The following is a 24,127-nucleotide window of genomic DNA, read 5'->3' as shown; positions in this document are numbered from 1 at the left end:
CCTTACAATCAGTGCCTTTGCGGGCGGAAAACCTGGCCGCTCACGCAAAACCGGCGCGCAACTTACCTTCACGGCTTCGATGCCGCAAACTTATTTGCCTAAAGCTGCCTCTGGGCCGCAAAGGCCCGGCCCAGAGGGTCCCGCATCGGGCTTACTTGCCCGACTTGATCTTGGTCCAGCTACGGGTGATGTCGCGCTGGGCAGCCTTCTCCGGCGCCTTGATGGCGTACAACTGTGCCTTCACTTCATCGGAAGGGTAGATAGCCGGGTCGCTGGTAATGTCCTTGTCCACGAACTGGGTGGCCGCCTTGTTGCCGTTCGGGAAGCGCACGGCATTGGTAATGCCGGCCATCACTTCCGGTTGCAGCAGGTAGTCCATGAACTTGTAGGCCGCTTCGACGTTCTCGGCGTCCTTAGGAATGGCAACCATGTCGTAGAAGGTGCCGGCACCTTCCTTGGGAATGGTGTAGCTCAGCTTGACCTTGTCGCCGGCCTCGTGGGCACGGGCCTTGGACTGCTCCAGGTCACCCGAGTAACCCACGGCCACGCAGATGTTGCCGTTGGCCAGGTCCGAGATGTACTTGGAGGAGTGGAAGTAGGTGATCGAAGGACGGATCTTGAGGAACAGGTCTTCGGCGGCCTTCAGGTCTTCTTTCTTGGTGCTGTCGCTTGGCTTGCCCAGGTAGTGCAGCGCGGCCGGGATCATCTCGGTCGGTGCATCGAGGAAGCTCACGCCGCAGCTCTTGAGCTTGGCGATGTTCTCAGGCTTGAAAACGGCGTCCCACGAATCGATCTTGTCCACGCCCAGCGCGGCCTTGACCTTCTCCGGGTTGTAGCCGATGCCGATGGAGCCCCACATGTACGGGAAGGCGAACTTGTTGCCTGGGTCGCTGGCGTCGCCGACGGCCTTGAGCAGGGCCGGGTCGAGGTTTTTCCAGTTGGGCAGCTTGGAACGGTCCAGCTCCTGGTAGACGCCAGCCTTGATCTGCTTGGCCAGGAAGTTGTTGGACGGCACGACGATGTCGTAGCCCGACTTGCCCGCCAGCAGCTTGGCTTCGAGGGTTTCGTTGCTATCGAAGACGTCGTAGACGACCTTGATGCCCGTCTGCTTCTCGAAGTTGGCCACGGTGTCCGGGGCGATGTAGTCCGACCAGTTGTAGACGTGCAGCACTTTGTCATCAGCCTGAACAGCGGTCGCCACGGCACCCATCAGGGCGGCGGCCAGCAGCGTCTTGCCCAATTTCTTCATGCGTAATGCTCCAGAATTTATTATCAAGCCATCTGTTCAGCAGCCAGGGCCCACGGTGCACGCGCTGGGCGACTGAAACAGCCGTTAGTCTGGCAAGTTACAAGGCGCTGTTTCAACACAACCAGAGCCTTGTAATGACTTAATGTCACCTCGCCAGCCTAGCAGACCGTCATTTGATCGCTTCGTATGTCAAATCCAGGCACTTGCGCGCCTTCTCCAGCAGTTCGTCCACCTCGGCATGGGTAATCACCAGCGGCGGGGCGATGATCATGGTGTCGCCCACGGCGCGCATGATCAGGCCGTTTTCGAAGCAGAAGTTGCGGCAGACCATGCCCACGCCCTTGCCCTCGTAACGGCTGCGGGTGGCCTTGTCCTTGACCAGCTCGATCGCGCCGAGCAGGCCCAGGCCGCGCACTTCGCCCACCAGTGGGTGGTCCTGCAGCTCACGCAGTCGTTTTTGCAAGTAGGGTGCCACTTCCGTGCGCGCCTTCTCGACGATGTGCTCGTCGCGCAGGATGCGCAGGTTTTCCAGGCCCACAGCGGCCGCCACCGGGTGGCCGGAATAGGTGAAGCCGTGGTTGAAGTCACCCCCTTCGCTGATCACCTTGGCCACCTTGTCACGCACGATCACACCGCCCATGGGGATGTAACCGGAGGTCAGGCCCTTGGCGATGGTCATCAGGTCAGGCTTGAGGTCGTAGTAGTCGGAGCCGAACCACTCGCCGGTGCGGCCGAAACCACAGATCACTTCGTCGGCGACGAACAGGATGTCGTACTTCGCCAGGATCTCCTTGACCTTCGGCCAGTAGGTCTCTGGCGGGATGATCACACCGCCAGCGCCCTGGATCGGCTCGGCGATGAAGGCGGCGACGTTGTCTTCGCCCACTTCCAGAATCTTTTTCTCAAGCTGCTCGGCAGCCCACACGCCGAAGTCGTCGGGGCTCATGTCACCGCCCTCACCGAACCAGTACGGCTGAGGAATGTGCACGATGCCTGGGATCGGCAGGCCGCCCTGCTCGTGCATGCCGCTCATGCCGCCCAGGCACGCGCCGGCGAAGGTGGAGCCGTGGTAGCCGTTGATGCGGCCGATGATGGTCTGCTTGTGCGGCTTGCCCTTGAGCGCCCAGTAGTGGCGGACCATGCGCAGCACGGTGTCGTTGCCTTCGGAGCCGGAGCCGGTGAAGAACACATGGGTCATGCCCGCGGGGGCCACGTCGGTGATCGCCTTGGCCAGCTCCAGCGCGGGCGGGTGAGCGGTCTGGAAGAACAGGTTGTAGTACGGCAGCTCGCGCATCTGCTTTTCTGCCGCCTGCACCAGTTCTTCACGGCCATAGCCGACCGCCACGCACCACAGGCCGGCCATGCCGTCGAGGATCTTGTGGCCCTCGCTGTCCCACAAATGCACGCCCTGCGCCTTGGTGATGATGCGCGGCCCCTTCTCCTTCAGCTGCTTGTAGTCGCTGAAAGGTGCAAGGTGGTGCTCGCCGCTCAGGGTCTGCCATTCACGGGTTTGCGGGTTGTTGACGCTCATGTGCTTCTCCATGGTCCGGTGGCCGCGCCCAGGCGGCCTCAGGGTTGATCACACAGCAAACAGCAGGAACTCTCGCTCCCAGGAGCTGATGACGCGCTTGAAGTTTTCATGCTCGGCGCGCTTGGTGGCGACGTAGCCGGCAATGAATTTCTTGCCCAGGTACTGCTCCAGTGCCCGGCTGATTTCCATGCGTTCGAGGGCATCCTCGATGGTCAGCGGCAGGCGCAGGTTGCGGCGCTCGTAGCCGCGGCCCTGTACCGGCGCGCTGGCCTGGATGCCTTCGACCATGCCGATGTAGCCGCACAGCAGGCTGGCGGCGATGGCCAGGTACGGGTTGGCGTCGGCGCCCGGCAGGCGGTTCTCGACCCGGCGGTTCTGCGGGCCGGCATCCGGCACGCGCAGGCCGACGGTGCGGTTCTCTTCACCCCACTCGACGTTCACCGGCGCGGAGGTGTCCGGCAGGAAGCGGCGGAACGAGTTGACGTTGGGGGCGAACAGCGGCAGCGCCTCGGGGATGAACTTCTGCAGGCCGCCGATGTGGTTGAGGAACAGCTCGCTCATGCTGCCATCGGCATTGGAGAAGATGTTCTTGCCGGTGGTGGCATCGACCACGCTCTGGTGCAGGTGCATGGCACTGCCCGGCTCGCCGGTCATCGGCTTGGCCATGAAGGTGGCGGCCACGTTGTGCTTGAGCGCCGCCTCGCGCATGGTGCGCTTGAACACCAGGATCTGGTCGGCCAGGTGCAAGGCGTCGCCGTGACGGAAGTTGATTTCCATCTGCGCGGTGCCGTCTTCGTGGATCAGGGTGTCGAGGTCCAGCTGCTGCAGTTCGCACCAGTCATAGACGTCCTCGAACAGCGGGTCGAATTCGTTGGCGGCCTCGATCGAGAACGACTGGCGGCCGGTTTCCGGGCGGCCGGAGCGGCCTACCGGCGGCTGCAGCGGGAAGTCCGGGTCTTCGCTGCGCTTGGTCAGGTAGAACTCCATCTCTGGCGCGACGATCGGCTGCCAGCCCTTGTCGGCGTAGAGCTTGAGGACTTTCTTGAGCACGTTGCGCGGCGACAGTTCGACCGGGTTGCCCTTCTTGTCGTAGGTGTCGTGGATCACCTGGGCGGTCGGCTCGATGGCCCATGGCACGAGAAACACCGCGTTCTCGTCGGGGCGGCAGATCATGTCGATGTCGGCCGGGTCGAGCAGTTCGTAATAGATGTCGTCGTCGACGTAATCGCCGGTCACGGTCTGCAGCAGCACGCTCTCGGGCAGGCGCATGCCTTTTTCGGCGATGAACTTGTTGGTGGGCGAGATCTTGCCGCGGGTGATGCCGGTCAGGTCGCTGATCAGGCATTCCACTTCGGTGATCTTGTGCTCTTTCAACCAATCGGTGAGCTGGTCGAGGTTGTTACTCATAAATACCTCAGGAGGTAATGTGGCCCGGTTGCAGGGAACCGGCTGCCATTGACGCCTGGCGTCGGTCAAAGTCGGCGCACACAGCGCCGAGGGGCCTGGACAGGCCCGCGCCTTGATTCTGGATGGAGTGCATTGCTAAAGCAAAAACCTGCGCGCAGGACGCCAGTGGATACACTCCATAAGAGTGGCTCCGCAGTGAAAGCAAAGGGCAGATAGAAAGGAAGACGTGCAGTAACGCATTACGAGGCATGGTTTTTTTGTGCGAACCGTCAATTATTGCGGCCACTGCAGCCACCCACTGTTGCAGGCGTGCAATGATCGGACGGTAACCGGGAGATGTACCTGAGCGCACCGTGCATGCGGTGCTGGCAGGTCTCGACAGGCGGACCATGTGACCCTCGTATTATTGTGTTTTGGGTTGTGACCGAGCTTAGCCTTGTTCATTTTTTTACACAACCACTCCGTAAAAAATAAAACACGGCCCGCTCTGGATAACCCTTCAGCACGAAAATAGCGGATAATGGCACGCCCCGATATGCAGCAAATCTGCCGTAGACGTGCCATTTCAGGGCATCATGGGGCTGGCTTGACTTAACCCGGTCTTTCCGATTGACTGGGGTTGCAAGCCCCCCTTGATTGATATTTTTAACAACAAAGGTGTTGCATCATGTCGGTACCCCCGCGTGCCGTTCAGCTTAACGAAGCGAACGCGTTCCTTAAGGAACATCCTGAGGTTCTCTACGTTGACCTTCTGATTGCAGATATGAATGGTGTGGTTCGTGGCAAGCGCATCGAGCGCACGAGCCTGCACAAGGTTTACGAGAAAGGCATCAACCTGCCGGCCTCCCTCTTCGCCCTCGACATCAACGGTTCGACCGTCGAAAGCACGGGCCTCGGTCTGGACATCGGCGATGCCGACCGCATCTGCTACCCGATCCCCGACACCCTGTGCAACGAACCCTGGCAGAAGCGCCCTACCGCGCAATTGCTGATGACCATGCACGAACTCGAAGGCGAGCCGTTCTTCGCCGACCCGCGTGAAGTGTTGCGCCAGGTGGTGAGCAAGTTCACCGACATGGGCCTGACCATCTGCGCCGCGTTCGAGCTGGAGTTCTACCTGATCGACCAGGAGAACGTGAACGGCCGCCCGCAGCCGCCACGCTCGCCGATTTCGGGCAAGCGCCCGCAGTCGACCCAGGTGTACCTGATCGACGACCTCGACGAATACGCCGACTGCCTGCAAGACATCCTCGAAGGCGCGAAAGAGCAGGGCATCCCGGCCGACGCGATCGTCAAGGAAAGCGCCCCGGCACAGTTCGAAGTCAACCTGCATCACGTTGCCGACCCACTCAAGGCCTGTGACTATGCGGTGCTGCTCAAGCGGCTGATCAAGAACATCGCCTACGACCATGAAATGGACACCACTTTCATGGCCAAGCCCTACCCGGGCCAGGCAGGCAACGGCCTGCATGTACACATCTCCGTGCTGGACAAAGATGGCAACAACATCTTCACCAGCGAGGATCCCGAGCAGAACGCCGCGCTACGTCACGCTGTCGGCGGTGTGCTCGAGACCCTGCCCGCCTCGATGGCGTTCCTCTGCCCCAACGTCAACTCGTACCGTCGCTTCGGCGCGCAGTTCTACGTGCCCAACGCGCCGAGCTGGGGCCTGGACAACCGCACCGTGGCCCTGCGTGTACCCACCGGTTCCCCGGACTCGGTGCGCATCGAACACCGCGTCGCCGGTGCCGATGCCAACCCGTACCTGATGATGGCGGCCGTGCTGGCCGGCGTGCACCACGGCCTGACCAACAAGGTCGAACCGGGTGAGCCGATCGAAGGCAACTCGTACGAGCAGCTGGAGCAGAGCCTGCCGAACAACCTGCGCGATGCCCTGCGCGAGCTGGACGACAGCGAGATCCTCAACAAGTACATCGATCCGAAGTACATCGACATCTTCGTCGCGTGCAAGGAGAGCGAGCTGGAGGAGTTCGAGCATTCGATCTCCGACCTCGAGTACAACTGGTATCTGCATACCGTGTAAACGAAAACGCCGCCCTCAGGGGCGGCGTTTTTTATTGGCTGCAGCGACGCTTTCTTCGCGGGTAAACCCGCTCCCACAGGCCTTGCACATAACCTGTGGGAGCGGCGGTTCGCCGCTGCGATTTACCCGCGAAAAGGCCCCAACAAGCATGCGCCTACAACGGCTTCTCGAAAATCTTCGAATTACGCTGGAAGTTATACAGCGACGCTCGCGCCGCCGGCAGCTGTTCCACGCCACAGGGCGCAAAGCCACGCTCGCGGAACCAGTGCGCGGTCCGGGTCGTCAGCACGAACAAGGTCTTCAACCCCAACTGCCGAGCCCGCGCTTCGATGCGTTCGAGCAACTCGTCGCCACGCCCGCCATGCCGGTACTCCGGGTTCACCGCCAGGCACGCCAGCTCCCCCGCCTCGGAATCGGCAATCGGGTACAGCGCCGCACAGGCGATGATCATGCCCTCGCGCTCGACCACGCTGAACTGCTCGATCTCCCGCTCCAGCACCTCACGCGAACGGCGCACCAGGATGCCCTGCTCTTCCAGCGGGCTGATCAGGTCCAGCAGGCCGCCGACATCGTCGATGGTCGCCTCGCGCACCACTTCGAACTGCTCCTGGGACACCAGCGTGCCGCCGCCACCGCGGGTGAACAGCTCGGTCAGCAGCGCGCCATCTTCGGCGTAGCTGACGATATGGCTGCGCGCCACCCCGCCCTTGCAGGCCTCGGCGGCCGCGTCCAGCAATTCCGCCTGGTAATCGCTGCCCAGGCGCTGCAGGTGCGGCGCAATGTGTTGCGGGCGCAGTTCGCGTACCAGTTGCCCCTTCTCATCCAGCAGGCCGGGTTCGGCGCCGAACAGCAGCAGCTTGTCGGCACCCAGCTCGATCGCGGCGCGGGTGGCCACGTCTTCGCAGGCCAGGTTGAAGATCTCGCCGGTCGGCGAGTAGCCCAGCGGCGACAGCAGCACGATGGAGCGCTCGTCGAGCAGGCGGTTGATGCCCTTGCGGTCGACCCGGCGCACTTCGCCGGTGTGGTGGTAATCGACCCCCTCCAGCACGCCGATCGGCCGCGCGGTGACCAGGTTGCCGGAAGCCACGCGCAGGCGCGAGCCCTGCATCGGCGACGCCGCCATGTCCATCGACAGGCGCGCCTCGATGGCCAGGCGCAGAGCGCCGACCGCATCGATCACGCAGTCGAGGGTAGCCGCGTCGGTAATGCGCAGGCCATGGTGGTAGTGCGGGGTCAGGCCGCGGGCGGCCAGGCGGCTTTCGATCTGCGGGCGCGAGCCGTGCACCAGCACCAGCCGCACGCCGAGGCTGTGCAGCAGCACCAGGTCGTGGACGATATTGCCGAAGTTCGGGTGTTCCACACCATCGCCTGGGAGCATGACCACGAAGGTGCAGTCGCGGTGGGCGTTGATGTAGGGAGAAGCATGGCGCAGCCAGTTGACGTAATCGGGCATGACGAGGCCTGTGGATAAGTGAACGGAGAACGAAAAGGCGCACAACGTTCGAAAGTCATCGTCGGAACAGGCTTGCGGTCACGCGCGGTCTCCTCTAGGCAGGAACGAATCAGCTCAATGGACGTTTAGCTCAGGCAATAGTGCCGGATCAGGTCACGCAATAGACGCACGGTAGGCTCGATACGTGACATTTCCAGGTACTCGCCAGGCTGGTGGGCGCAGGCGATGTCGCCCGGGCCGAGGACGATGGTCTGGCAGCCGAGCTGCTGAAGATAAGGCGCTTCGGTGCCAAAGGCCACCGCTTCGGCGCGATGGCCGGTCAGGCGTTCGGCCAGTTGCACCAGTTCGCAGTCGGCGGCCTGCTCGAAGGGCGGCACCTCGGGGAACAGCGGCGCGTAGTCGATGCGCACCTCGTGGCGCTCGGCCAGCGGCGCCAGTTTGCCGCGAATGGCCGCGCGCAGCTGCTCGACATCCATGCCCGGCAGCGGGCGCAGGTCGAACTCCAGCGCGCACTGGCCACAGATCCGGTTGGGGTTGTCGCCGCCGTGGATGCAGCCGAAATTCAGGGTTGGCGTGGGCACCGTGAACTGGGGATTGCGGTACTTTTCCTGCCAGCCGCGGCGCAGGCTCATCAGTTCGCCCATCACCGCATGCATGGCCTCCAGGGCGCTGTGGCCGAGGGACGGGTCCGACGAATGGCCGCTGCGCCCAAGGATGTCGATGCGGTCCATGAGGATGCCCTTGTGCATGCGGATCGGCTTGAGCCCGGTGGGCTCACCGATCACCGCCGCACGGCCGAGCGGCTGGCCGGCTTCGGCCAGGGCGCGGGCGCCGGACATCGAACTCTCCTCATCGCAGGTGGCGAGGATCAGCAGCGGTTGCTTGAAGTCGTGTTCCAGCAGCGGAATCACCGCGTCGATGACCAGGGCGAAGAAGCCCTTCATGTCGCAGCTGCCCAGCCCGACCCAGCGGCCATCGACCTCGGTCAGCTTCAGCGGGTCGCTTTTCCACAGCTGCGGATCGTAGGGCACGGTATCGCTGTGCCCCGCCAGCACCAGCCCGCCCGGGCCGGTGCCGCGGCTGGCCAGCAGGTTGAACTTGCCGGGGGTGACCTGCTGGATCTCGCATTTGAAGCCCAGGTCGCCCAGCCAACCGGCCAGCAGGTCGATGACCGGGCGGTTGGACTGGTCCAGCGCAGGCTGGGTGCAACTGACCGACGGGGCGGCGATCAGGGCGGCGAACTGGTCTTTCAGCGACGGCAACGGCATGCGCGGACTCCTCAAAAGCATGGGGGCATCATAGCAATGCAGATGCCTGACAAAGCAAATCGATCATCCTTCGTGGGAGCGGGCTTGCCCCGCGATACCGGCGCAGCCGGTGCCATCTATCGCGGGGCAAGCCCGCTCCCACGATGATTCATGACGTAAGTGCTGTAGACTGCCCGGCAACGATGCCCCCTCCCTGCGAGCCCGCGATGCACACTGAAACCGAACTCAAACTCCGCGCCAGCCCCGAGACCCTTGCCGCCCTGCGCGAGCACCCGCTGCTGAAAAAGCGCAACAAGTCCGGCTGGCAGACCCGCGAACTGCTCAATCAGTATTTCGACACCCCCGAGCGTGAGCTGTCCGCCGCCCGGGTCGCCCTGCGCCTGCGCCGTGACGGCGAGGTGATCATCCAGACCCTCAAGTGCCGCGGCCAGAGCGTGGCCGGCCTGTCCGAGCGCAACGAGCACGAGTGGCAACTGGACAAGGTCAAGCTCGACCTGAAGAAGCTCGACGCCAGCTGCTGGCCCGAGCAACTGGCCGAGCTCGACAAGAAAACCATCAAGCCGCTGTTCACCACCGACTTCACCCGCGAGTACGCGGAGATTTCCTGGGGCCGTGGCAAGGCCAAGGTGGTGATCGAGGCTGCACTGGACCAAGGCTTCGTGATCGCCGGCAAACGCAAGGAAGCCATCTGCGAGCTGGAGCTCGAGCTGCGCGAAGGCGCGCCCGAAGCGCTGCTGGAGCTGGCCGCCGAACTGGCCGCCACGCTGCCACTGATGCCCTGTGACATCAGCAAGGCCGAACGCGGCTACCGCCTGCTCGACGAAGGCAGCTACGAGCTGGACCTGCCGACCGCCGAGCTGGATGCCGAAATGCCGGTGGACGACGCCTTCGCCGCCCTCGCCTGGCAATTGCTGGGCAGCAGCCAGCGCCTGGCCGAGCAGTTCCGCCACACCGGCCACTGGCGCCTGCTGCAGGACTGGGTACGCTGCCTGGCCGAACTGCGCGCACTCACGGGCAGCCTTGGTCAGGCCGCGCCGCGCGCTGCCACCCGCGAGCTGCGCGCCAGCCTCGACGCCCTGCTGGAAGACTGGCGCCCGCTGGTGCTGGCCGGCAACGAGGACGAAGACATCCGCCGCGCCGCGCCCGAGCAGTTCACCGAAGAGCTGGAAGACCCGCGCTGGGGCCAGTTCTCCCTGCAGACCGCGCGCTGGCTGAACGCCCGTGCCTGGACCGTCGAGCGCAAAGGCCGTGGCGAACGCCAGGGCAAGGCGCAACTGGCCAGCTGGCTGCAGCACCTGCTCGGCGAGGAAGCCCGCGCCCTCAAACTGCCGCTGTACGTACAGCGCCCGGAAGACCTGGCCGAGCAGCTGCCGCGCATCGAGTCGGTACAGGCCTGGATGCACCATGCCCGCCAGGTGCTCGACCTGCCCCAGCAGGACCGCCTGTACGGTGAGCTGAACAAGCTGCATGAGCTGGCCGAGCAAGCGCTGGTCGATGAGCACAAGGACGAGCTGCTGGAAGCACGCATCGAGCAGGCCCGTGCCATCGAACAGAACCGCGCCTGGAAGTACCTGCTCAAGTCGCCCTCAGCGCGTTAAGGGCAGGCTGGTCGTGGACTTGATCTCGGACAGGGCCACGATCGAATTGACCTCCTGGATCCCCGGCACATTCGACAGCTTTTCGAAGAAGAACCGTTCGTAGGCTTCGATGTCCGGGGTGACAATCCGCAGCAGGAAATCCACCGAGCCCATCAGCACGTAGCACTCCAGCACCTCGGGGAAGCCGCGGATCGCCTCGGTGAACTCGGCGAAGTTCGAGCGGCCGTGGGCATTGAGCTTCACCTCGGCGAAGATCTGCGTATTCAGCCCCACCTTCTTGCGATCCAGCAGGGTCACCTGGCCGCGGATCACCCCCTCCTCTTTCAGACGCTGAATGCGGCGCCAGCAGGGCGATTGCGACAGGCCGACGCGCTCGGCGACCTGCGCACTGGACAGTGAAGCGTCCGCCTGCAGCACCTCGAGAATGCGCCGGTCATAGGCGTCCAGTTCGCTTTGCATGATTGATTCTCCAACGCGCCATAAAACGAATTAACTAATTCGTCAAAACCGTAAATGGCCGAATCATAGCGAAAATATGCCCCGCCGAACGTGCAAGAATTTCTGCACTTTCGCGGAGACCCAGCATGAACGCACTCGAACGCCCCCTCACTTCGCCCCGCACCGACGCCTGGGCCGCCACGGCCGCGCACAGCACCGTGCACTACCACCTGCAGGCCGAAGCCGAGCCGGACACCTTGTGCCGAGTGCTGAACCTGTTCGCGCTGCAATTTCTCACCCCGCACAGCGTGCAGGTGAGCCAGTGCGACGACCTGCTCGACGTGCAGATCGGTATCGGCGGCCTGAGCTGGCACCGCGCCGAAGTGATCGCGCAAAAATTGCGCAACCTGGTCTGCGTCGCCGACGTCAGCCTGCACAACCTGCCGCGCCTGGCGCACGCGGCAGTCAGCTGAAGGCCGCCGGCGGCAAGATCCGGAAATCCTTTGCCGCACCGCGGGTGGGCCACCCGGTCTAGCCTTTCCAGGCCTTCGATCACCTGGCCAGGACGCCGCCATGCTCGCCAAGGATAGCCATGACCTCGACCTCAACCGCCTGCTCGACGCCCTGCTGGCCGAGCAGCGGATCACCGCCGGCGATGCCCTGCAGGCACTGGAACGGGCAAGGTCCCACCCCGCCGACCATCCTCTGGAACTGATTGCCGGCCTGGCCCTGCCAGACCCACTGCACCCAGGCCAGGCCCTCGGGCTGGATAGCCTCTGCCGCTGGCTGGCGCATCAGGCTGGCCAGCCGTTCCTGCACATCGACCCGCTACAGATCGACCTGGCGCGCCTCGGCAACCTGGTCTCTGCGGCATTTGCCCAGCGCCACGGCATCCTTGCGGTGGCCATGGACGACAGCAGCATTACCGTGGCCAGCGCCCAGCCCTACCAGCGCGAGTGGGAAGCCGACCTTGCCCTGAGCCTTGGCAAGCAGGTACGCCGGGTGCTGGCCAGCCCCAGGCAACTGCGCCAGCTGGCGACGACCTTCTACGACCTGGCCCACTCGGTGCACGGTGCCGGGCAGCAGCAGTCGCCGCGCCTGGGCGAACTGGAGCAACTGCTGGAGCTGGGCGCCAGCCATGCTCAAGCCAGTGCCGACGACGCCCACATCGTGCACATCGTCGACTGGATGCTGCAGTACGCCATCGAGCAAGGCGCCAGCGACATCCACCTGGAGCCGCGCCAGGCGCAAGGCCACCTGCGCCTGCGCATCGACGGCCTGCTGCACGCGGTCTACGCCTTCCCGGCGGCGGTTGCACTGGCCATGGTCAGCCGCCTGAAACACCTGGGGCGGATGAACGTGGCGGAGAAACGCCGGCCCCAGGATGGCCGGCTTAAAAGCCGTCTACCGGGTGGGGCGGACATCGAGTTGCGGCTCTCCACCCTGCCCACGCCGTTCGGCGAGAAGCTGGTGCTGCGCCTGTTCGACCCCCGGCAACGGCATGACACCCTCGAACGCCTGGGGCTGGGCGGCCCGCTGCTGCAGCAGTGGCAGACGCTGTTGCAACAGCGCCAGGGCATCCTGCTGGTCACCGGGCCCACCGGCTCGGGCAAGACCAGTACGCTGTATGCCAGCCTCAGGCACCTGGCCACACCACAGGTGAACCTGTGCAGCATCGAGGACCCCATCGAACGCCTGGAACCTGCCATCAATCAGCTGCAGGTCCAGCCGGGCCTGGACCTGAACTTTGCCGACGGCGTACGCGCCCTGCTGCGCCAGGACCCGGACATCATCATGATCGGTGAGATCCGTGACCCCGAGACCGCGCAGGTAGCCGTGCAAGCGGCGCTGACCGGGCATCTGGTGCTGTCCACTCTGCACACCAACGATGCCTGCGGGGCCATTACCCGCCTGCAGGAACTGGGTGTGGCCGACTACCTGATCAAGGCCACGCTGATCGGCGTGCTGGCCCAGCGCCTGGTGCGCACCCTGTGCCCGGCCTGCCGCGACAGCGCCCAGCAGGAGCAGGCCTGCCGTCAATGCCGGGGCAGCGGTTTCCAGGGCCGCACAGGCTTGTTCGAGTTGCTCAGGGTCAGCGCCAGCCTGCGTGAACGGATCACCCCGGGCGCCGACCTGGCCGCCCTGCGCCGGCAGGCACAGGCCGACGGCCTGCGTGACCTGCAACGCTGCGGCCAGGACCGCGTCGAGCAGGGCCTGACCACCCTGGAGGAGGTGCTGCGGGTCTGTGGATAAGTGATAAATCCCCTGTGTGAACGGGAACTTGGCCTGGGCAGGCATGATCCAACGGGCATCTCAAACAGCCCTCAAAGACCGAGGTGATTCATCATGCGTTTCAAAACAGCCATCGCAGCCACTGTCCTGTTCGCGCTGCCCATTGGCTCCGCCATGGCCGACACGTTCTGGCGTAACGTCATCTCCTCGGGTGCCACCACTGCCTCGACCTACCTGACCTTCAAGGACCACAAGCTGATCGTCGCCGCCCAGGATGACGCCGGCAGCTTCGTTGCCAGTGACGGTGCGATTCGCGGGCCGTTCCTGGAAGCTGCCATCAACCAGGTTCGCGCCGACAACCCAGGCGTGCAGGCCAGCGACATGGAACTGGCCAACGCAATCCTGGCCAAGAATGCCGTAGCCGAGTGATCCAGGAGGCTGCTGTGTAGCCCAATCGCCGGCAAGCCGGCTCCCACTCCGACCGCATCAGCCCAGGCCATGCGCAAGCCTTGTGGGAGCTGGCTTGCCAGCGATGAGGCCAGTACAAGCAACACAAAATTGCTGCTTCCACAGGGCGGGGCAATTTCAGCAATTCGCCTCCACCGGCACACACGAACAGAACGGGTTCCGGTCTCCATACAACGCTCAAATGCCGCTCCGAGGCGCCCTATTTCCATACGGCAGCGCCATACAAATCGTCAAATGCCGTAGGACCTTTCTCTAACTCTCCTGAGCTGAAAAAAGACAGTTCCCAGGCTGCTAGCGTCCGGCTTCCACTCACAAGGAAGCAGCAGCATGAGCCAGCGCATGAACATCTTCGGTAAAGGCCAAGGCCTGGACGGCGATCTCACCAGTACTGATGCCACCTGTATCGCTGGCCAGGCACGCGGTACTTTCCATGGCCGCCGCTGGCTACTCGAGGGTGACCGTACCACGCCATGTCCGCGGTGCGGCAAGCAAGGCACGATCGTCGATGGCGAGTCACGCTGGCTTCAGGATGGCATCCCCGTCGCTGTAGATGGCACCCCCGTAAAATGCGGGTGCCCAGCAGGTAGCAACTACGTCTTGGCTCCAATGAACCAGCAAGTCGCGGCACTGGCGAATTCGGCACACCTGCCCACCTCCGATAGCTTGCGTCGCAACGCTCCACCCCAGCCACAGGCCTTTGCTCGCGCCACATCGCCCATGGCTTCGGCAGCCCCCGGCGGCCTTGAACCTGGGTTTCACATAGTGCAACGCAGCACCTCGTTCCCTCAGTTGCTCATGCGCCTGTTCGAGGTGCGCGGCTCGCTGCCAGTCGCCCGCTTGCAACGGCTGAACCCCACCTTCGCTCAAGGCTTCAAGGCCGGAGAGATCTTCGTCATCGGCGACCCGGACAATAGCCATGCCTGCACCCGCGAAGAGGCCGAGTTGATGGCCGCAGCGCAGAGGGCACGGGAGGCACTGACTGAAATGAACGCCGAGGAGGCGGATTTCATGATGCGCCACCAGAGCGATATTGCAGGCCTGCTCGCAGATACAAGCTTATCGATGGGCGTTGTCCAGACGATGATGGCCAGATCACTTGAGGAGTTGCAGGGCACACTGCGCGGTATAGAGCACTTGCATCAGCAACAATTCACGAAGCACGGCCATCTGAAAAGCTCGGAGTTCTTCAGTGCGCGCAAGGAGCTCTTCAAAAAACTGGATGCACAGTTAAAGATCACCTTTCTCAACAAGCATATGGACCTTGGCAGCCATGACGCCTTGCGTAGAGACCTTGGTATATCAAGCAGAAGCCTGGTCCATCACTGGAGCAAGGCCGGCGGGCCGGGACAAATTCCGGGTTACTCAACCCACTTGGACAAATTGGCAAAAATGTCCAACTACCTGAAGTATGGAGGGAGCGTAGGGATTATCCTTGGTGGTTCTTCATCGCTTTTGAAAATCCAAGAGGCGTGCCGAGCCGGTGAAACGACTGCATGTAAAAAAATTCGTTTCACTGAGTCTGGAAATTTTGCAGGGGGCCTTGCTGGCGGTGCGACTGCCGACTTTGTCGCAAACTATGTAGCTGGGGCGGCGTGCCTTAGCCTTGGCCCGGTTAGTGCAACTGTCTGCTTCATAACCGTAACTGGCGCAGCAGCCTTGGCAGGAAGCATGGGCGGAATGGCGGCGGGAGAAATCACCGGCGATGTCCTTTTTGAATCCCTGTACTCGGATTGACTACAACATGAGCCTACTTGTTGAATTAGCGTCATCCTCAAAATCCTGGAAACTTTTCATTGCCCTTACCCCGTGGGTGATCCTGCTAACAGGGCTTTTCATCATTATTCGCCTGGCATGGACCAAAAATCTGAAAATAATGCTCTCAGCCTTGAAAAGCAGCGAGTGGCTAAGACTTCAAAACGCGATATGGTGCATGTTTGGACTTTGGGGGAAGTTCATGATAACCGGCACCATCGCAAGCTTATTACACTGGCCGATAAAAAATTTGCACATCCGCCTTGGGAAAATAAAAAAGGAAGAAATAGATAATTTTCCCAAACCCCTAAAATATCAACTTCTCATCGGCGAACTCCTCATAGCTATCGGCGCATTGCTATGCGCCATAACTTATCATGCCTATTCATAAATACGAAAAATAACCGAGCGACGCCTAGGCAAAAATCTGTAACTGGGGCTGCGTGCATCAGCCTTGGCCCGGTCAGTGCGACCGTTTGCGTCATAGCCGTAACTGGCGCAACAACTCTGGCAGGGAGCATGAGCGGAATGGCGGTGGGAGAAAACATTGGCGATGTCCTTTTTGAATCCCTGTACTCGGAGTGACTACAACATGAGCCTACTTGTTGAATTGGCATCATCCTCGAAGTCCTGGAAACTTTTCATTGCCCTTACCCCGTGTGTGATCCTGCTAACTGGGCTTTTCATCATTGCTCGCCTGGCATGGACCAAAAATCTGAACATCATGCTCTCAGCCTTGAAAAGCAGTGATTGGCTAAGGCTTCAAAGCGCTTTATGGTGCATGTTCGGGGCTTGGGGGAAATTAATGATAACCGGCTCCATCGCCGGCTTATTGCATTGGCCGACCAAGCATATGCATATCCGCCTTGGAAAAATAAAAAAAGAAGAAATAGACAACTTCCCAAAGTCTCTGAAATACCAACTTTTCATCGGCGAACTCCTCATGGCTGCCGGCGCACTACTATGCGCCATCACTTATCATGCCTATTCATAAACACGACAAATCACCGAGCGACGGCCAGCAGCAAACCGCCCAGGTGAGCGGATCGCTCTCCTGGAGGGCTCGCTGCCTATTTACAGGGCACAGTTCCTTTATCGGTACGCCTCCACCGGCACACACGAACAGAACAGATTCCGGTCCCCATACACGTTGTCGACCCGGTTCACCGCCGGCCAGTATTTATGCTGGCGCGCGTGAGCGCTGGGGGCGATGCCCTGTTCGATGCTGTAGGGCCGGTTCCACGGCGCCAGCACGTCGGCCAGGGTGTGCGGGGCATGCTTGAGCGGGTTGTCCTCGGCCGGCCAGTTGCCGTCCTGCACCTGCGCGATCTCGGCGCGGATCGCCAGCATCGCTTCGACAAAACGGTCCAGCTCGGCCTTCGACTCGCTCTCGGTGGGCTCGACCATCAAGGTGCCCGGCACCGGGAACGACATGGTCGGGGCATGGAAGCCGTAGTCCATCAGGCGCTTGGCCACGTCCTCCTCGCTGATGCCGGTCAGCGCCTTGAGCGGGCGCAAATCGAGGATGCACTCGTGGGCCACCCGCTGGTTGCGCCCGCTGTAGAGCACCGGGAAGGCATCGCGCAACTGGCTCACCAGGTAGTTGGCCGACAGGATCGCCACCTCACTGGCATCGGCCAGCTGTGGCCCCATCATGGCGATGTACATCCAGCTGATCGGCAGGATGCTTGCGCTGCCCCACGGCGCGGCACTCACCGCCGTGTTGTTCGGGTCCAGCCCAGGCACCGGCACAACCGGGTGGCTGGCAACGAACGGCTTGAGGTGCGCCCGGATGCCGATCGGCCCCATGCCCGGGCCACCGCCGCCATGGGGGATACAGAAGGTCTTGTGCAGGTTCATGTGCGAGACGTCGGCGCCGATGTCGGCCGGGCGCGCCAGCCCCACCTGGGCGTTGAGGTTGGCGCCATCCATGTACACCTGGCCGCCGTGCTGATGGATCACCTCGCAGATCTCGCGGATGCCCTCCTCATACACGCCATGGGTCGAGGGGTAGGTGATCATCAGGCAGGAAAGCCGTTCGCCGGCGGCCTGGGCCTTGGCCTTGAGGTCGTCGAGGTCGACGTTGCCCTGCTCGTCGCACTCGACGATCACCACCTCCATGCCGGCCATCTGCGCCGAAGCCGGGTTGGTGCCGTGGGCCGAGGACGGAATCAGGCACAGGGTGCGCTTGGGTTGGTGACGGCTCTGGTGGTAGCGGGTGATCGCCATCAGCCCCGCGTACTCGCCCTGGGCGCCGGAGTTGGGCTGCATGCAGATGGTGTCGAAACCGGTGATGGCACACAACCAGCTTTCCAGCTCATCGATCATCGCCTTGTAGCCCTGCACCTGGGCGGCCGGGGCGAACGGGTGCGGCAGGGCGAACTCGGGCCAGGTTATCGGGATCATCTCGCTGGTGGCGTTGAGCTTCATGGTGCAGGAGCCCAGCGGAATCATCGACTGGTTGAGCGCCAGGTCCTTGTTCTCCAGCTGCTTGAGGTAGCGCAGCATCTCGGTTTCGCTGTGGTGCAGGTTGAACACCGGGTGCTGCAGGATCGGCGTGCGCCGCACCAGGGCGCCGGGGATGCCCTCGGGCAGGGCTTGCTGGTCCAGGGTGGCGATGTCCAGGCCGTGGTCGACGCCAAGGAAGATGTCGAACAGCTTGAGCACCGTGGCTTCGTCGCAGGTTTCGTCCAGGCTCAGGCCCAGATGCCCACGGCCAAGGATGCGCAGGTTGATGCGGGCAGCCTCGGCGCTTTCGATGATCGCCGCCTGAGTGCCGCCGACGTCCAGCGTGAGGGTGTCGAAGAAGTGCTGGTTGAGGCGCTTGATGCCTTTGCTTTGAAGCCCGGCGGCAAGAATGAAGGTCAGCCGGTGCACCCGCTGGGCGATGCGCTGCAGGCCTTCGGGGCCGTGGTAGACGGCGTAGCAGCTGGCAATGTTGGCCAGCAGCACCTGCGCGGTGCAGATGTTGGAGTTGGCCTTCTCGCGGCGGATGTGCTGCTCGCGGGTTTGCAGGGCCATGCGCAGCGCGGTGTTGCCCCGGGCATCGCGGGACACCCCGATGATGCGCCCGGGCATGGCCCGCTTGTAGTCGTCACGGCAGGCGAAATAGGCCGCGTGAGGGCCACCGAAGCCCATGGGCACGCCAAACCGCTGGGTGGAACCGAGCACCACGTCGGCGCCCAGCTCGCCTGGCGGGGTGAGCACCACCAGGCTGAGGATATCCGCCGCGACGCAGGCCAGGGCCTGCTGGGCGTGCAACTGGTCGATCAGCGGGCGCAGGTCACGCACTTCGCCGTGGGTGTCGGGGTATTGCAGCAAGGCGCCGAACACCTGGTGGCTGGCGAGGTTATCCACAGAGTCGATGATCAGGTCGAAGCCGAAACCTTCAGCGCGGGTCTTGAGCACCGACAGGGTTTGCGGATGGCAATGCTCGTCGGCGAAGAACGCGTTGCTCTTGCTGCGCGCCACGCGCTTGGCCAGGGCCATGGCCTCGGCGGCGGCAGTGGCCTCGTCCAGCAGCGAGGCGTTGGCCAGGGCCAGGCCGGTGAGGTCGATCACCATCTGCTGGTAGTTCAGCAGCGCTTCCAGGCGCCCCTGGGCGATCTCGGGCTGGTAGGGCGTGTAGGCGGTGTACCAACCCGGGTTCTCCAGCACGTTGCGCAGGATGACGGTGGGGGTGACGGTGGCGTGGTAGCCCATGCCAATCAGGCTGGTCCACAGCTGGTTCTGCGCGGCATAGCCGGCGAGCTTGGCCAGGGCGGCCTGTTCATCGAGGGCCGGCGGCAGGTCGAGCGGGCGGTTGAAGCGGATGCCAGGCGGCACGGTCTGCTCGATCAGTTCGCCGCGGCTGGCGACGCCAAGGGCATCGAGCATGGCCTGCTGCTCCTGGGCATCGGGCCCCAGGTGGCGACTCAGGAATGAGTTGGGTGCTTGCAGTTGATGCAGGGACGGCGACTGGGACATGGCGACGATCTCTTCCTGGACCAGTTCTCATGGAGACTTACAAGTCTAGGAAGGGATCGGCGATGGTGCGGGAAAACTTGCGCTTGCAGTGCCAGGGCCATCGCGGGGCAAGCCCGCTCCCACGCCAGGTCGAGGACACCACCCAATCCTTGGGAGTATCCAGATTGTGGGAGCGACGGTGCGCCGGTGCGACTTGCCCCGCGATAGGGCCCTCAGGCTTACTCGCCGATGGCAGCCTTGTAGCCCGCGGCATCCAGCAGTTTGTCCAGCTCGGACTTGTCGCTCGGCTTGAGCTTGAAGATCCACGATTCGTATGGCTCTTCGTTGAGCAGCTCCGGGCTGTCGGCCAGCTCTTCGTTGACCGCGATCACTTCGCCACCGATCGGGGCGTAGATATCGGAGGCAGCTTTCACCGACTCGACCACGCCGGCAGCGTCGCCTGCGGCGAACACCTTGCCGACTTCGGCCAGCTCGACGAACACCACGTCACCCAGGGCTTGCTGGGCATGGTCACTGATACCAACGGTCACTGTGCCGTCGGCTTCCAGGCGGGCCCATTCATGGCTTTCGGCAAAACGCAGGTCGGCGGGGATATCGCTCATAGTCTTTTATTCCTCGATTAGGTCAGCGGTTGGCCCGCCGTTTAAGTAGTCAGATCAGGATCTTGCCGTGGCGCACGAAGGTCGGTTTGACCACCCGCACCGGGTACCACTTGCCGCGGATCTCCACCTCGGCGCGTTCGCCAGTAGCAATGGGCACGCGGGCCAGGGCAATGGACTTGCTCAGCGTAGGAGAGAAACTACCACTGGTGATCTCCCCTTCGCCAATCCCGGACACACGGACCACCTGATGGGCGCGCAGCACGCCGCGCTCTTCCAGCACCAGGCCGACCAGTTTTTCCTGCACACCTTGCTCGATTTCCGCCAGCAGGCCGGCCCGGCCGATGAAGTCGCGGCTGGCCGGCTCCCAGGCAACGCTCCAGCCCAGGTTGGAGGTCAGCGGGGTGTGGGCTTCATCGATGTCCTGGCCATAGAGGTTCATGCCGGCCTCCAGGCGCAGGGTGTCGCGGGCACCCAGGCCGCTCGGGGCAATGCCGGCACCGACCAGGTCGTTGAAGAACGCCGGGGCCTGCGCGCCGGGCAGGATGATCTCAAGGCCGTCTTCGCCGGTGTAGCCGGTGCGGGCGATGAACCAGTCACCTTCGGCAACGCCTTCGAACGGGCGCAGCTCGCGGATCAGGGCCGCGCGTGCGGGGCTGAGCAGGGCCGCGACCTTCTCGCGGGCTTGCGGGCCCTGGATGGCGAGGATCGCCAGTTCCGGGCGCAGCTTGAAATTGATGGCGAAACCGGCGCTGTGCGCCTGCAGCCAGGCCTGCACCTTGTCGCGGGTAGCCGCGTTGGCCACCAGGCGATAGCCATCCTCGGTGCGGTAGGCGATCAGGTCATCGATCACCCCGCCGTCGGCGTTCAGCAGCGGGCTGTAGAGGGCCTTGCCGGGGGTGTCGAGGCGGGTCACGTCATTGGCCAGCAGATGTTGCAGCCAAGGGGTGGCGGCACAGCCATCGATGTCGATGACGGTCATGTGGGAGACATCGAAGACCCCGCAGTCACTGCGCACCTGATGGTGTTCCTCGACTTGCGAGCCGTAGTGCAGGGGCATGTCCCAACCGCCAAAATCGACCGTCTTGGCGCCGAGCGCCAGGTGCAGGTCATACAGAGGCGTACGCTGTCCCATGGGTTTCTCCTTCCGGGCGTGGCGAGGCGGCGGCAGTCGGCGATGTTCAGTCATCACCTGTTCTTGTAGGAGCCGCCGCTGCGAATGCCGCGCATTGTAGCCGCAAGCTGTCGGCCTGACACCTTTAGCGCGGTTGCCCCGGACGATGGGCTGAGCGGCGGATCAAACCGATGACCGGCAGCAGGCCGACCAGCACCAGGCTCAGCGCCGGCAACGAGGCGCGCGCCCATTCCCCCTCGCTGGTCATCTCGAACACCCGCACGGCCAGGGTGTCCCAGCCGAACGGGCGCATCAGCAGGGTGGCCGGCATTTCCTTGAGCACGTCGACGAACACCAGCAACGCAGCGCTCAGGGCACCCGGCACCAGCAACGGCAGATACACCTTGAAAAACAATCTCGGCCCGGCGACCCCAAGGCTGCGTGAAGCCTCCGGCAGCGACGGGCGGATGCGCTCCAGGCTGCTTTCCAGCGGGCCGTAGGCGACAGCGATGAAGCGCACCAGGTAGGCCAGCAGCAACGCCGACAGGCTGCCCAGCAGCAGCGGCTTGCCCGCCCCACCCAGCCATTGCGAAAACGGAATCACCAGTTGATTGTCGAGGTAACTGAACGCCAGCATGATCGACACCGCCAGCACCGAGCCCGGCAAGGCATAGCCCAGGTTCGCCAGGCCGACCCCGGCGCGGATGCCGGTGGTCGGCGCCTGGCGCCGGGCAAAGGCCAGCAGCAAGGCGGCGCAGACGGTAATCAGCGCCGCCATGCCACCCAGGTAGAGGGTATGCAGCACCAACCCGAGATAACGTTCGTCCAGGTCATGCCGGCCCCGCTGCCAGCACCACACCAGCAGTTGCAGCAGCGGGATGACGAAGGCGCAGGCGAACACCAGCAGGCACCAACTGCTGGCGGCGAACGCCTTGATGCCCCGCAGGTGGTAGAGCGCCTGGCCCCGTGGCCGTTCGTGGCCGCTGCGGCTGGCGCCGCGTGAACGCCGCTCGCCGTACAGCACCAGCATCACGGCCAGCAGCAGCAGGCTGGCCAGCTGCGCGGCGCTGGACAGGCTGAAGAAGCCGTACCAGGTCTTGTAGATGGCGGTGGTGAAGGTGTCGAAGTTGAACACCGACACCGCGCCGAAATCGGCCAGTGTCTCCATCAGCGCCAGGGCGATACCCGCACCGATGGCCGGCCGCGCCATGGGCAATGCCACCCGCCAGAACGCCTGCAACGGCGACAGCCCCAGCACCCGCGCCGCCTCCATCAGGCCCTTGCCCTGGGCCATGAACGCGGTGCGCGCCAGCAGGTAGACGTAGGGGTAGAACACCAGCACCAGTACGGTGATCACTCCACCGGTGGAGCGCACCCGGGGCAGGCGCATCGGCCCGAAGACTTCGCGCAGGGCACTCTGCACGGGGCCAGCGAAATCCAGCAGGCCGACGAACACGAATGCCAGGACATAGGCCGGGATGGCGAATGGCAGCATCAGCGCCCAATCCAGCCAGCGCCGCCCGGGGAACTCGCAGAGGCTGGTGAGCCAGGCCAGGCTCACGCCCACCACGGTCACGCCGACACCGACACCCAGCACCAGGGTCAAGGTGTTGCCCAGCAGGCGGCTCATCTGGGTGTCGAGCAGGTGCGACCAGATCTGCAGGTCGACCGTCTGCCAGGACAACAGCAGGACGCTCAGCGGCAGCAGGACCAGCGCGGCAATGAGAAAGACCGGGGGGTACCAGCGGCGTTGGGGGGCGTGGGGCAAGGCAGGGATCTCGGTTACGGATTGCGACCGCTGCGCGGTCGTTCGCGGCTAAAGCCGCTCCCACAGGGGCCGGGCAAACCTTGCAGGCAGCACAAAACCTGTGGGAGCGGCTTTAGCCGCGAAGGGGGCCTTGAAGGCCCCGCAAGGATAAGCGCTGAAACTCAGTTCCAGCCAGCCCGATCCATCAAGCGAATAGCCTCGGCCTGGCGCTTGCCGGCCACTTCCACCGGAATGCTGTCAGCCTTGAAACTGCCCCAGGCCGCCACTTCTTCCGAAGGCTTTACCTTGGGGTTGGCCGGGAACTCCTGGTTGATGTCGGCGAACAGTTTCTGCGCTTCCTCACCGGTCATCCACTCCACCAGCTTCTTCGCCGCTTCCGGGTGCGGTGCATGCTTGGTCAGGCCGATACCCGACAGGTTGACGTGCACGCCACGGTCGCCCTGGTTGGGCCAGAACAGCTTCACTGGCAGGTCAGGCTTCTCTTTGTGCAGGCGGCCGTAGTAGTAGGTGTTGACGATGCCCACGTCGCACTGTCCGGCAGCGATGGCATTGAGCAGTGCGGTGTCGTCGGAGAACACGTCGGTAGACAGGTTGTTGACCCAGCCTTTGACCAGCTTTTCGGTTTCAGCCTCGCCGTGGTTCTGGATCAGCGTGGCGGTCAGCGACTGGTTGTAGACCTTCTTCGCCGTGCGCAGGCACAGGCGGCCTTCCCACTGCTTGTCGGCCAGGGCTTCGTAGGTGCTCAGCTCCGAGGGTTTCACGCGCTCGGTGGAGTAGACGATGGTCCGCGCACGCAGGCTCAGGCCAGTCCAGTCATGGGACGAGGCGCGGTATTGCGCGGGGATGTTCTTGTCGATGATGTCCGACTTGATCGGCTGCAGGATGCCCATCTGCTCGGCCTGCCAGAGGTTGCCGGCATCGACGGTGAGCAGCAGGTCGGCCACGCCGTTCTGGCCCTCGGCCTTGATGCGCTGCATCAGCGGCGCTTCCTTGTCGGTGATGAACTTGACCTTGACGCCGGTCTTGGCGGTGTAGGCGTCGAACACCGGCTTGATCAGCTCGTCGATACGCGAGGAGTACACCACCACTTCGTCCGCCGCCTGGGCGGTGCCGCCGAACAGCGTGAGGGCCAGGGCGGCCAGTAGGGGTTTGCGGGGCAACATGGGGGGCACTCCTCGCTGATATGAGAGGTGCGAATGGTAGTGAATCCCATTTTCTGGCTCACCTGCCGAGCAGTTAC

The 24,127-nt window shown here is 63.4% G+C and carries 19 protein-coding genes; 8 read left to right on the top strand and 11 right to left on the bottom strand.

The features are described 5' to 3' along the window. Positions 1–151: 151 nt before the first annotated feature. From LOY51_RS01255 to LOY51_RS01245, 3 genes are all read right to left on the bottom strand, one after another. The gene (locus LOY51_RS01255) at positions 152–1,249 is read right to left on the bottom strand and encodes a polyamine ABC transporter substrate-binding protein (protein WP_258644125.1); all 1,098 of its coding nucleotides are present in this window, start codon (positions 1,247–1,249) and stop codon (positions 152–154) included. A 169-nt stretch (positions 1,250–1,418) separates the two neighbouring features. Continuing rightward, positions 1,419–2,780, bottom strand: a complete 1,362-nt coding sequence (locus tag LOY51_RS01250; protein ID WP_258644124.1) for an aspartate aminotransferase family protein — start codon at positions 2,778–2,780, stop codon at positions 1,419–1,421. Positions 2,781–2,828: 48 nt separating this feature from the next. Then, positions 2,829–4,187 (bottom strand): glutamine synthetase family protein, encoded by a 1,359-nt coding sequence (locus tag LOY51_RS01245; protein WP_258644123.1) that lies wholly within the window; start codon positions 4,185–4,187, stop codon positions 2,829–2,831. A 667-nt stretch (positions 4,188–4,854) separates the two neighbouring features. On the opposite strand from LOY51_RS01245, the gene LOY51_RS01240 reads away from it, so the two are divergent. Further along, positions 4,855–6,231: a glutamine synthetase family protein gene (locus LOY51_RS01240; protein ID WP_110992163.1), complete on the top strand. Its 1,377-nt coding sequence runs from the start codon at positions 4,855–4,857 to the stop codon at positions 6,229–6,231. Positions 6,232–6,385: 154 nt separating this feature from the next. On the opposite strand, the gene argA is transcribed toward LOY51_RS01240, so the two are convergent. Further along, entirely contained in the window at positions 6,386–7,684 is a 1,299-nt protein-coding gene (argA, locus tag LOY51_RS01235) for an amino-acid N-acetyltransferase (RefSeq protein WP_125462190.1), read from the bottom strand. 125 nt (positions 7,685–7,809) lie between these two features. After that, positions 7,810–8,952, bottom strand: a complete 1,143-nt coding sequence (gene argE, locus LOY51_RS01230; RefSeq protein WP_125857089.1) for an acetylornithine deacetylase — start codon at positions 8,950–8,952, stop codon at positions 7,810–7,812. A gap of 206 nt (positions 8,953–9,158) precedes the next feature. On the opposite strand from argE, the gene LOY51_RS01225 reads away from it, so the two are divergent. After that, positions 9,159–10,550: a CYTH domain-containing protein gene (locus tag LOY51_RS01225; RefSeq protein WP_258644122.1), complete on the top strand. Its 1,392-nt coding sequence runs from the start codon at positions 9,159–9,161 to the stop codon at positions 10,548–10,550. Here LOY51_RS01225 and LOY51_RS01220 read toward each other — a convergent pair. Then, positions 10,539–11,009: an Lrp/AsnC family transcriptional regulator gene (locus tag LOY51_RS01220; RefSeq protein ID WP_110992159.1), complete on the bottom strand. Its 471-nt coding sequence runs from the start codon at positions 11,007–11,009 to the stop codon at positions 10,539–10,541. The two genes, LOY51_RS01225 and LOY51_RS01220, sit on opposite strands and share 12 nt — an antisense overlap. Positions 11,010–11,134: 125 nt before the next feature. Here LOY51_RS01220 and LOY51_RS01215 point away from each other — a divergent pair, with 125 nt between their 5' ends. From LOY51_RS01215 to LOY51_RS01190, 6 genes are all read left to right on the top strand, one after another. Beyond that, positions 11,135–11,461, top strand: a complete 327-nt coding sequence (locus LOY51_RS01215; RefSeq protein ID WP_125462187.1) for an ACT-like domain-containing protein — start codon at positions 11,135–11,137, stop codon at positions 11,459–11,461. Positions 11,462–11,561: 100 nt separating this feature from the next. After that, positions 11,562–13,241: a GspE/PulE family protein gene (locus LOY51_RS01210; protein WP_258644120.1), complete on the top strand. Its 1,680-nt coding sequence runs from the start codon at positions 11,562–11,564 to the stop codon at positions 13,239–13,241. 93 nt (positions 13,242–13,334) lie between these two features. Next, complete coding sequence (locus tag LOY51_RS01205) at positions 13,335–13,649, top strand: DUF2388 domain-containing protein (RefSeq protein WP_125462185.1); 315 nt, start codon at positions 13,335–13,337, stop codon at positions 13,647–13,649. A gap of 366 nt (positions 13,650–14,015) precedes the next feature. Beyond that, positions 14,016–15,422, top strand: a complete 1,407-nt coding sequence (locus tag LOY51_RS01200; protein WP_258644118.1) for a PAAR domain-containing protein — start codon at positions 14,016–14,018, stop codon at positions 15,420–15,422. A gap of 7 nt (positions 15,423–15,429) precedes the next feature. Continuing rightward, positions 15,430–15,831: a hypothetical protein gene (locus LOY51_RS01195; protein ID WP_125462184.1), complete on the top strand. Its 402-nt coding sequence runs from the start codon at positions 15,430–15,432 to the stop codon at positions 15,829–15,831. 201 nt (positions 15,832–16,032) lie between these two features. Further along, the gene (locus LOY51_RS01190; RefSeq protein WP_125462183.1) at positions 16,033–16,434 is read left to right on the top strand and encodes a hypothetical protein; all 402 of its coding nucleotides are present in this window, start codon (positions 16,033–16,035) and stop codon (positions 16,432–16,434) included. A gap of 98 nt (positions 16,435–16,532) precedes the next feature. On the opposite strand, the gene gcvP is transcribed toward LOY51_RS01190, so the two are convergent. The 5 genes from gcvP to LOY51_RS01165 form a co-directional block, all read right to left on the bottom strand. Continuing rightward, on the bottom strand, positions 16,533–19,406 hold the full coding sequence (gene gcvP, locus LOY51_RS01185) for an aminomethyl-transferring glycine dehydrogenase (RefSeq protein WP_258644117.1): 2,874 nt from the start codon (positions 19,404–19,406) through the stop codon (positions 16,533–16,535). A 218-nt stretch (positions 19,407–19,624) separates the two neighbouring features. Beyond that, complete coding sequence (gcvH, locus tag LOY51_RS01180) at positions 19,625–20,008, bottom strand: glycine cleavage system protein GcvH (RefSeq protein WP_258644116.1); 384 nt, start codon at positions 20,006–20,008, stop codon at positions 19,625–19,627. 49 nt (positions 20,009–20,057) lie between these two features. Continuing rightward, the gene (gene gcvT / locus LOY51_RS01175) at positions 20,058–21,140 is read right to left on the bottom strand and encodes a glycine cleavage system aminomethyltransferase GcvT (RefSeq protein WP_125462180.1); all 1,083 of its coding nucleotides are present in this window, start codon (positions 21,138–21,140) and stop codon (positions 20,058–20,060) included. 124 nt (positions 21,141–21,264) lie between these two features. Continuing rightward, the gene (locus LOY51_RS01170) at positions 21,265–22,887 is read right to left on the bottom strand and encodes an ABC transporter permease (protein ID WP_258644115.1); all 1,623 of its coding nucleotides are present in this window, start codon (positions 22,885–22,887) and stop codon (positions 21,265–21,267) included. A gap of 161 nt (positions 22,888–23,048) precedes the next feature. Then, positions 23,049–24,050 carry an extracellular solute-binding protein gene (locus LOY51_RS01165; protein ID WP_125462178.1) on the bottom strand — a complete coding sequence of 334 codons (1,002 nt, stop codon included), beginning with the start codon at positions 24,048–24,050 and terminating at the stop codon, positions 23,049–23,051. Between the last annotated feature and the right edge of the window lie 77 nt (positions 24,051–24,127).

This window comes from Pseudomonas sichuanensis (genome assembly GCF_024749065.1).
In the GTDB taxonomy this organism is placed as follows: Bacteria; Pseudomonadota; Gammaproteobacteria; order Pseudomonadales; family Pseudomonadaceae; genus Aquipseudomonas; species Aquipseudomonas sichuanensis.
This window is presented reverse-complemented; position numbering and strand designations above follow the sequence as displayed.

Coding starts and splice junctions, on each gene's coding strand:
- LOY51_RS01190 (WP_125462183.1), top strand. CDS start 16,033: ATGAGCCTACTTGTTGAATTGGCATCATCCTCGAAGTCCTGGAAACTT.
- LOY51_RS01240 (WP_110992163.1), top strand. CDS start 4,855: ATGTCGGTACCCCCGCGTGCCGTTCAGCTTAACGAAGCGAACGCGTTC.
- LOY51_RS01245 (WP_258644123.1), bottom strand. CDS start 4,187: ATGAGTAACAACCTCGACCAGCTCACCGATTGGTTGAAAGAGCACAAG.
- LOY51_RS01195 (WP_125462184.1), top strand. CDS start 15,430: ATGAGCCTACTTGTTGAATTAGCGTCATCCTCAAAATCCTGGAAACTT.
- LOY51_RS01225 (WP_258644122.1), top strand. CDS start 9,159: ATGCACACTGAAACCGAACTCAAACTCCGCGCCAGCCCCGAGACCCTT.
- LOY51_RS01205 (WP_125462185.1), top strand. CDS start 13,335: ATGCGTTTCAAAACAGCCATCGCAGCCACTGTCCTGTTCGCGCTGCCC.
- argE (WP_125857089.1), bottom strand. CDS start 8,952: ATGCCGTTGCCGTCGCTGAAAGACCAGTTCGCCGCCCTGATCGCCGCC.
- gcvH (WP_258644116.1), bottom strand. CDS start 20,008: ATGAGCGATATCCCCGCCGACCTGCGTTTTGCCGAAAGCCATGAATGG.
- LOY51_RS01200 (WP_258644118.1), top strand. CDS start 14,016: ATGAGCCAGCGCATGAACATCTTCGGTAAAGGCCAAGGCCTGGACGGC.
- gcvT (WP_125462180.1), bottom strand. CDS start 21,140: ATGGGACAGCGTACGCCTCTGTATGACCTGCACCTGGCGCTCGGCGCC.
- LOY51_RS01215 (WP_125462187.1), top strand. CDS start 11,135: ATGAACGCACTCGAACGCCCCCTCACTTCGCCCCGCACCGACGCCTGG.
- LOY51_RS01220 (WP_110992159.1), bottom strand. CDS start 11,009: ATGCAAAGCGAACTGGACGCCTATGACCGGCGCATTCTCGAGGTGCTG.
- argA (WP_125462190.1), bottom strand. CDS start 7,684: ATGCCCGATTACGTCAACTGGCTGCGCCATGCTTCTCCCTACATCAAC.
- LOY51_RS01255 (WP_258644125.1), bottom strand. CDS start 1,249: ATGAAGAAATTGGGCAAGACGCTGCTGGCCGCCGCCCTGATGGGTGCC.
- LOY51_RS01250 (WP_258644124.1), bottom strand. CDS start 2,780: ATGAGCGTCAACAACCCGCAAACCCGTGAATGGCAGACCCTGAGCGGC.
- gcvP (WP_258644117.1), bottom strand. CDS start 19,406: ATGTCCCAGTCGCCGTCCCTGCATCAACTGCAAGCACCCAACTCATTC.
- LOY51_RS01210 (WP_258644120.1), top strand. CDS start 11,562: ATGCTCGCCAAGGATAGCCATGACCTCGACCTCAACCGCCTGCTCGAC.
- LOY51_RS01165 (WP_125462178.1), bottom strand. CDS start 24,050: ATGTTGCCCCGCAAACCCCTACTGGCCGCCCTGGCCCTCACGCTGTTC.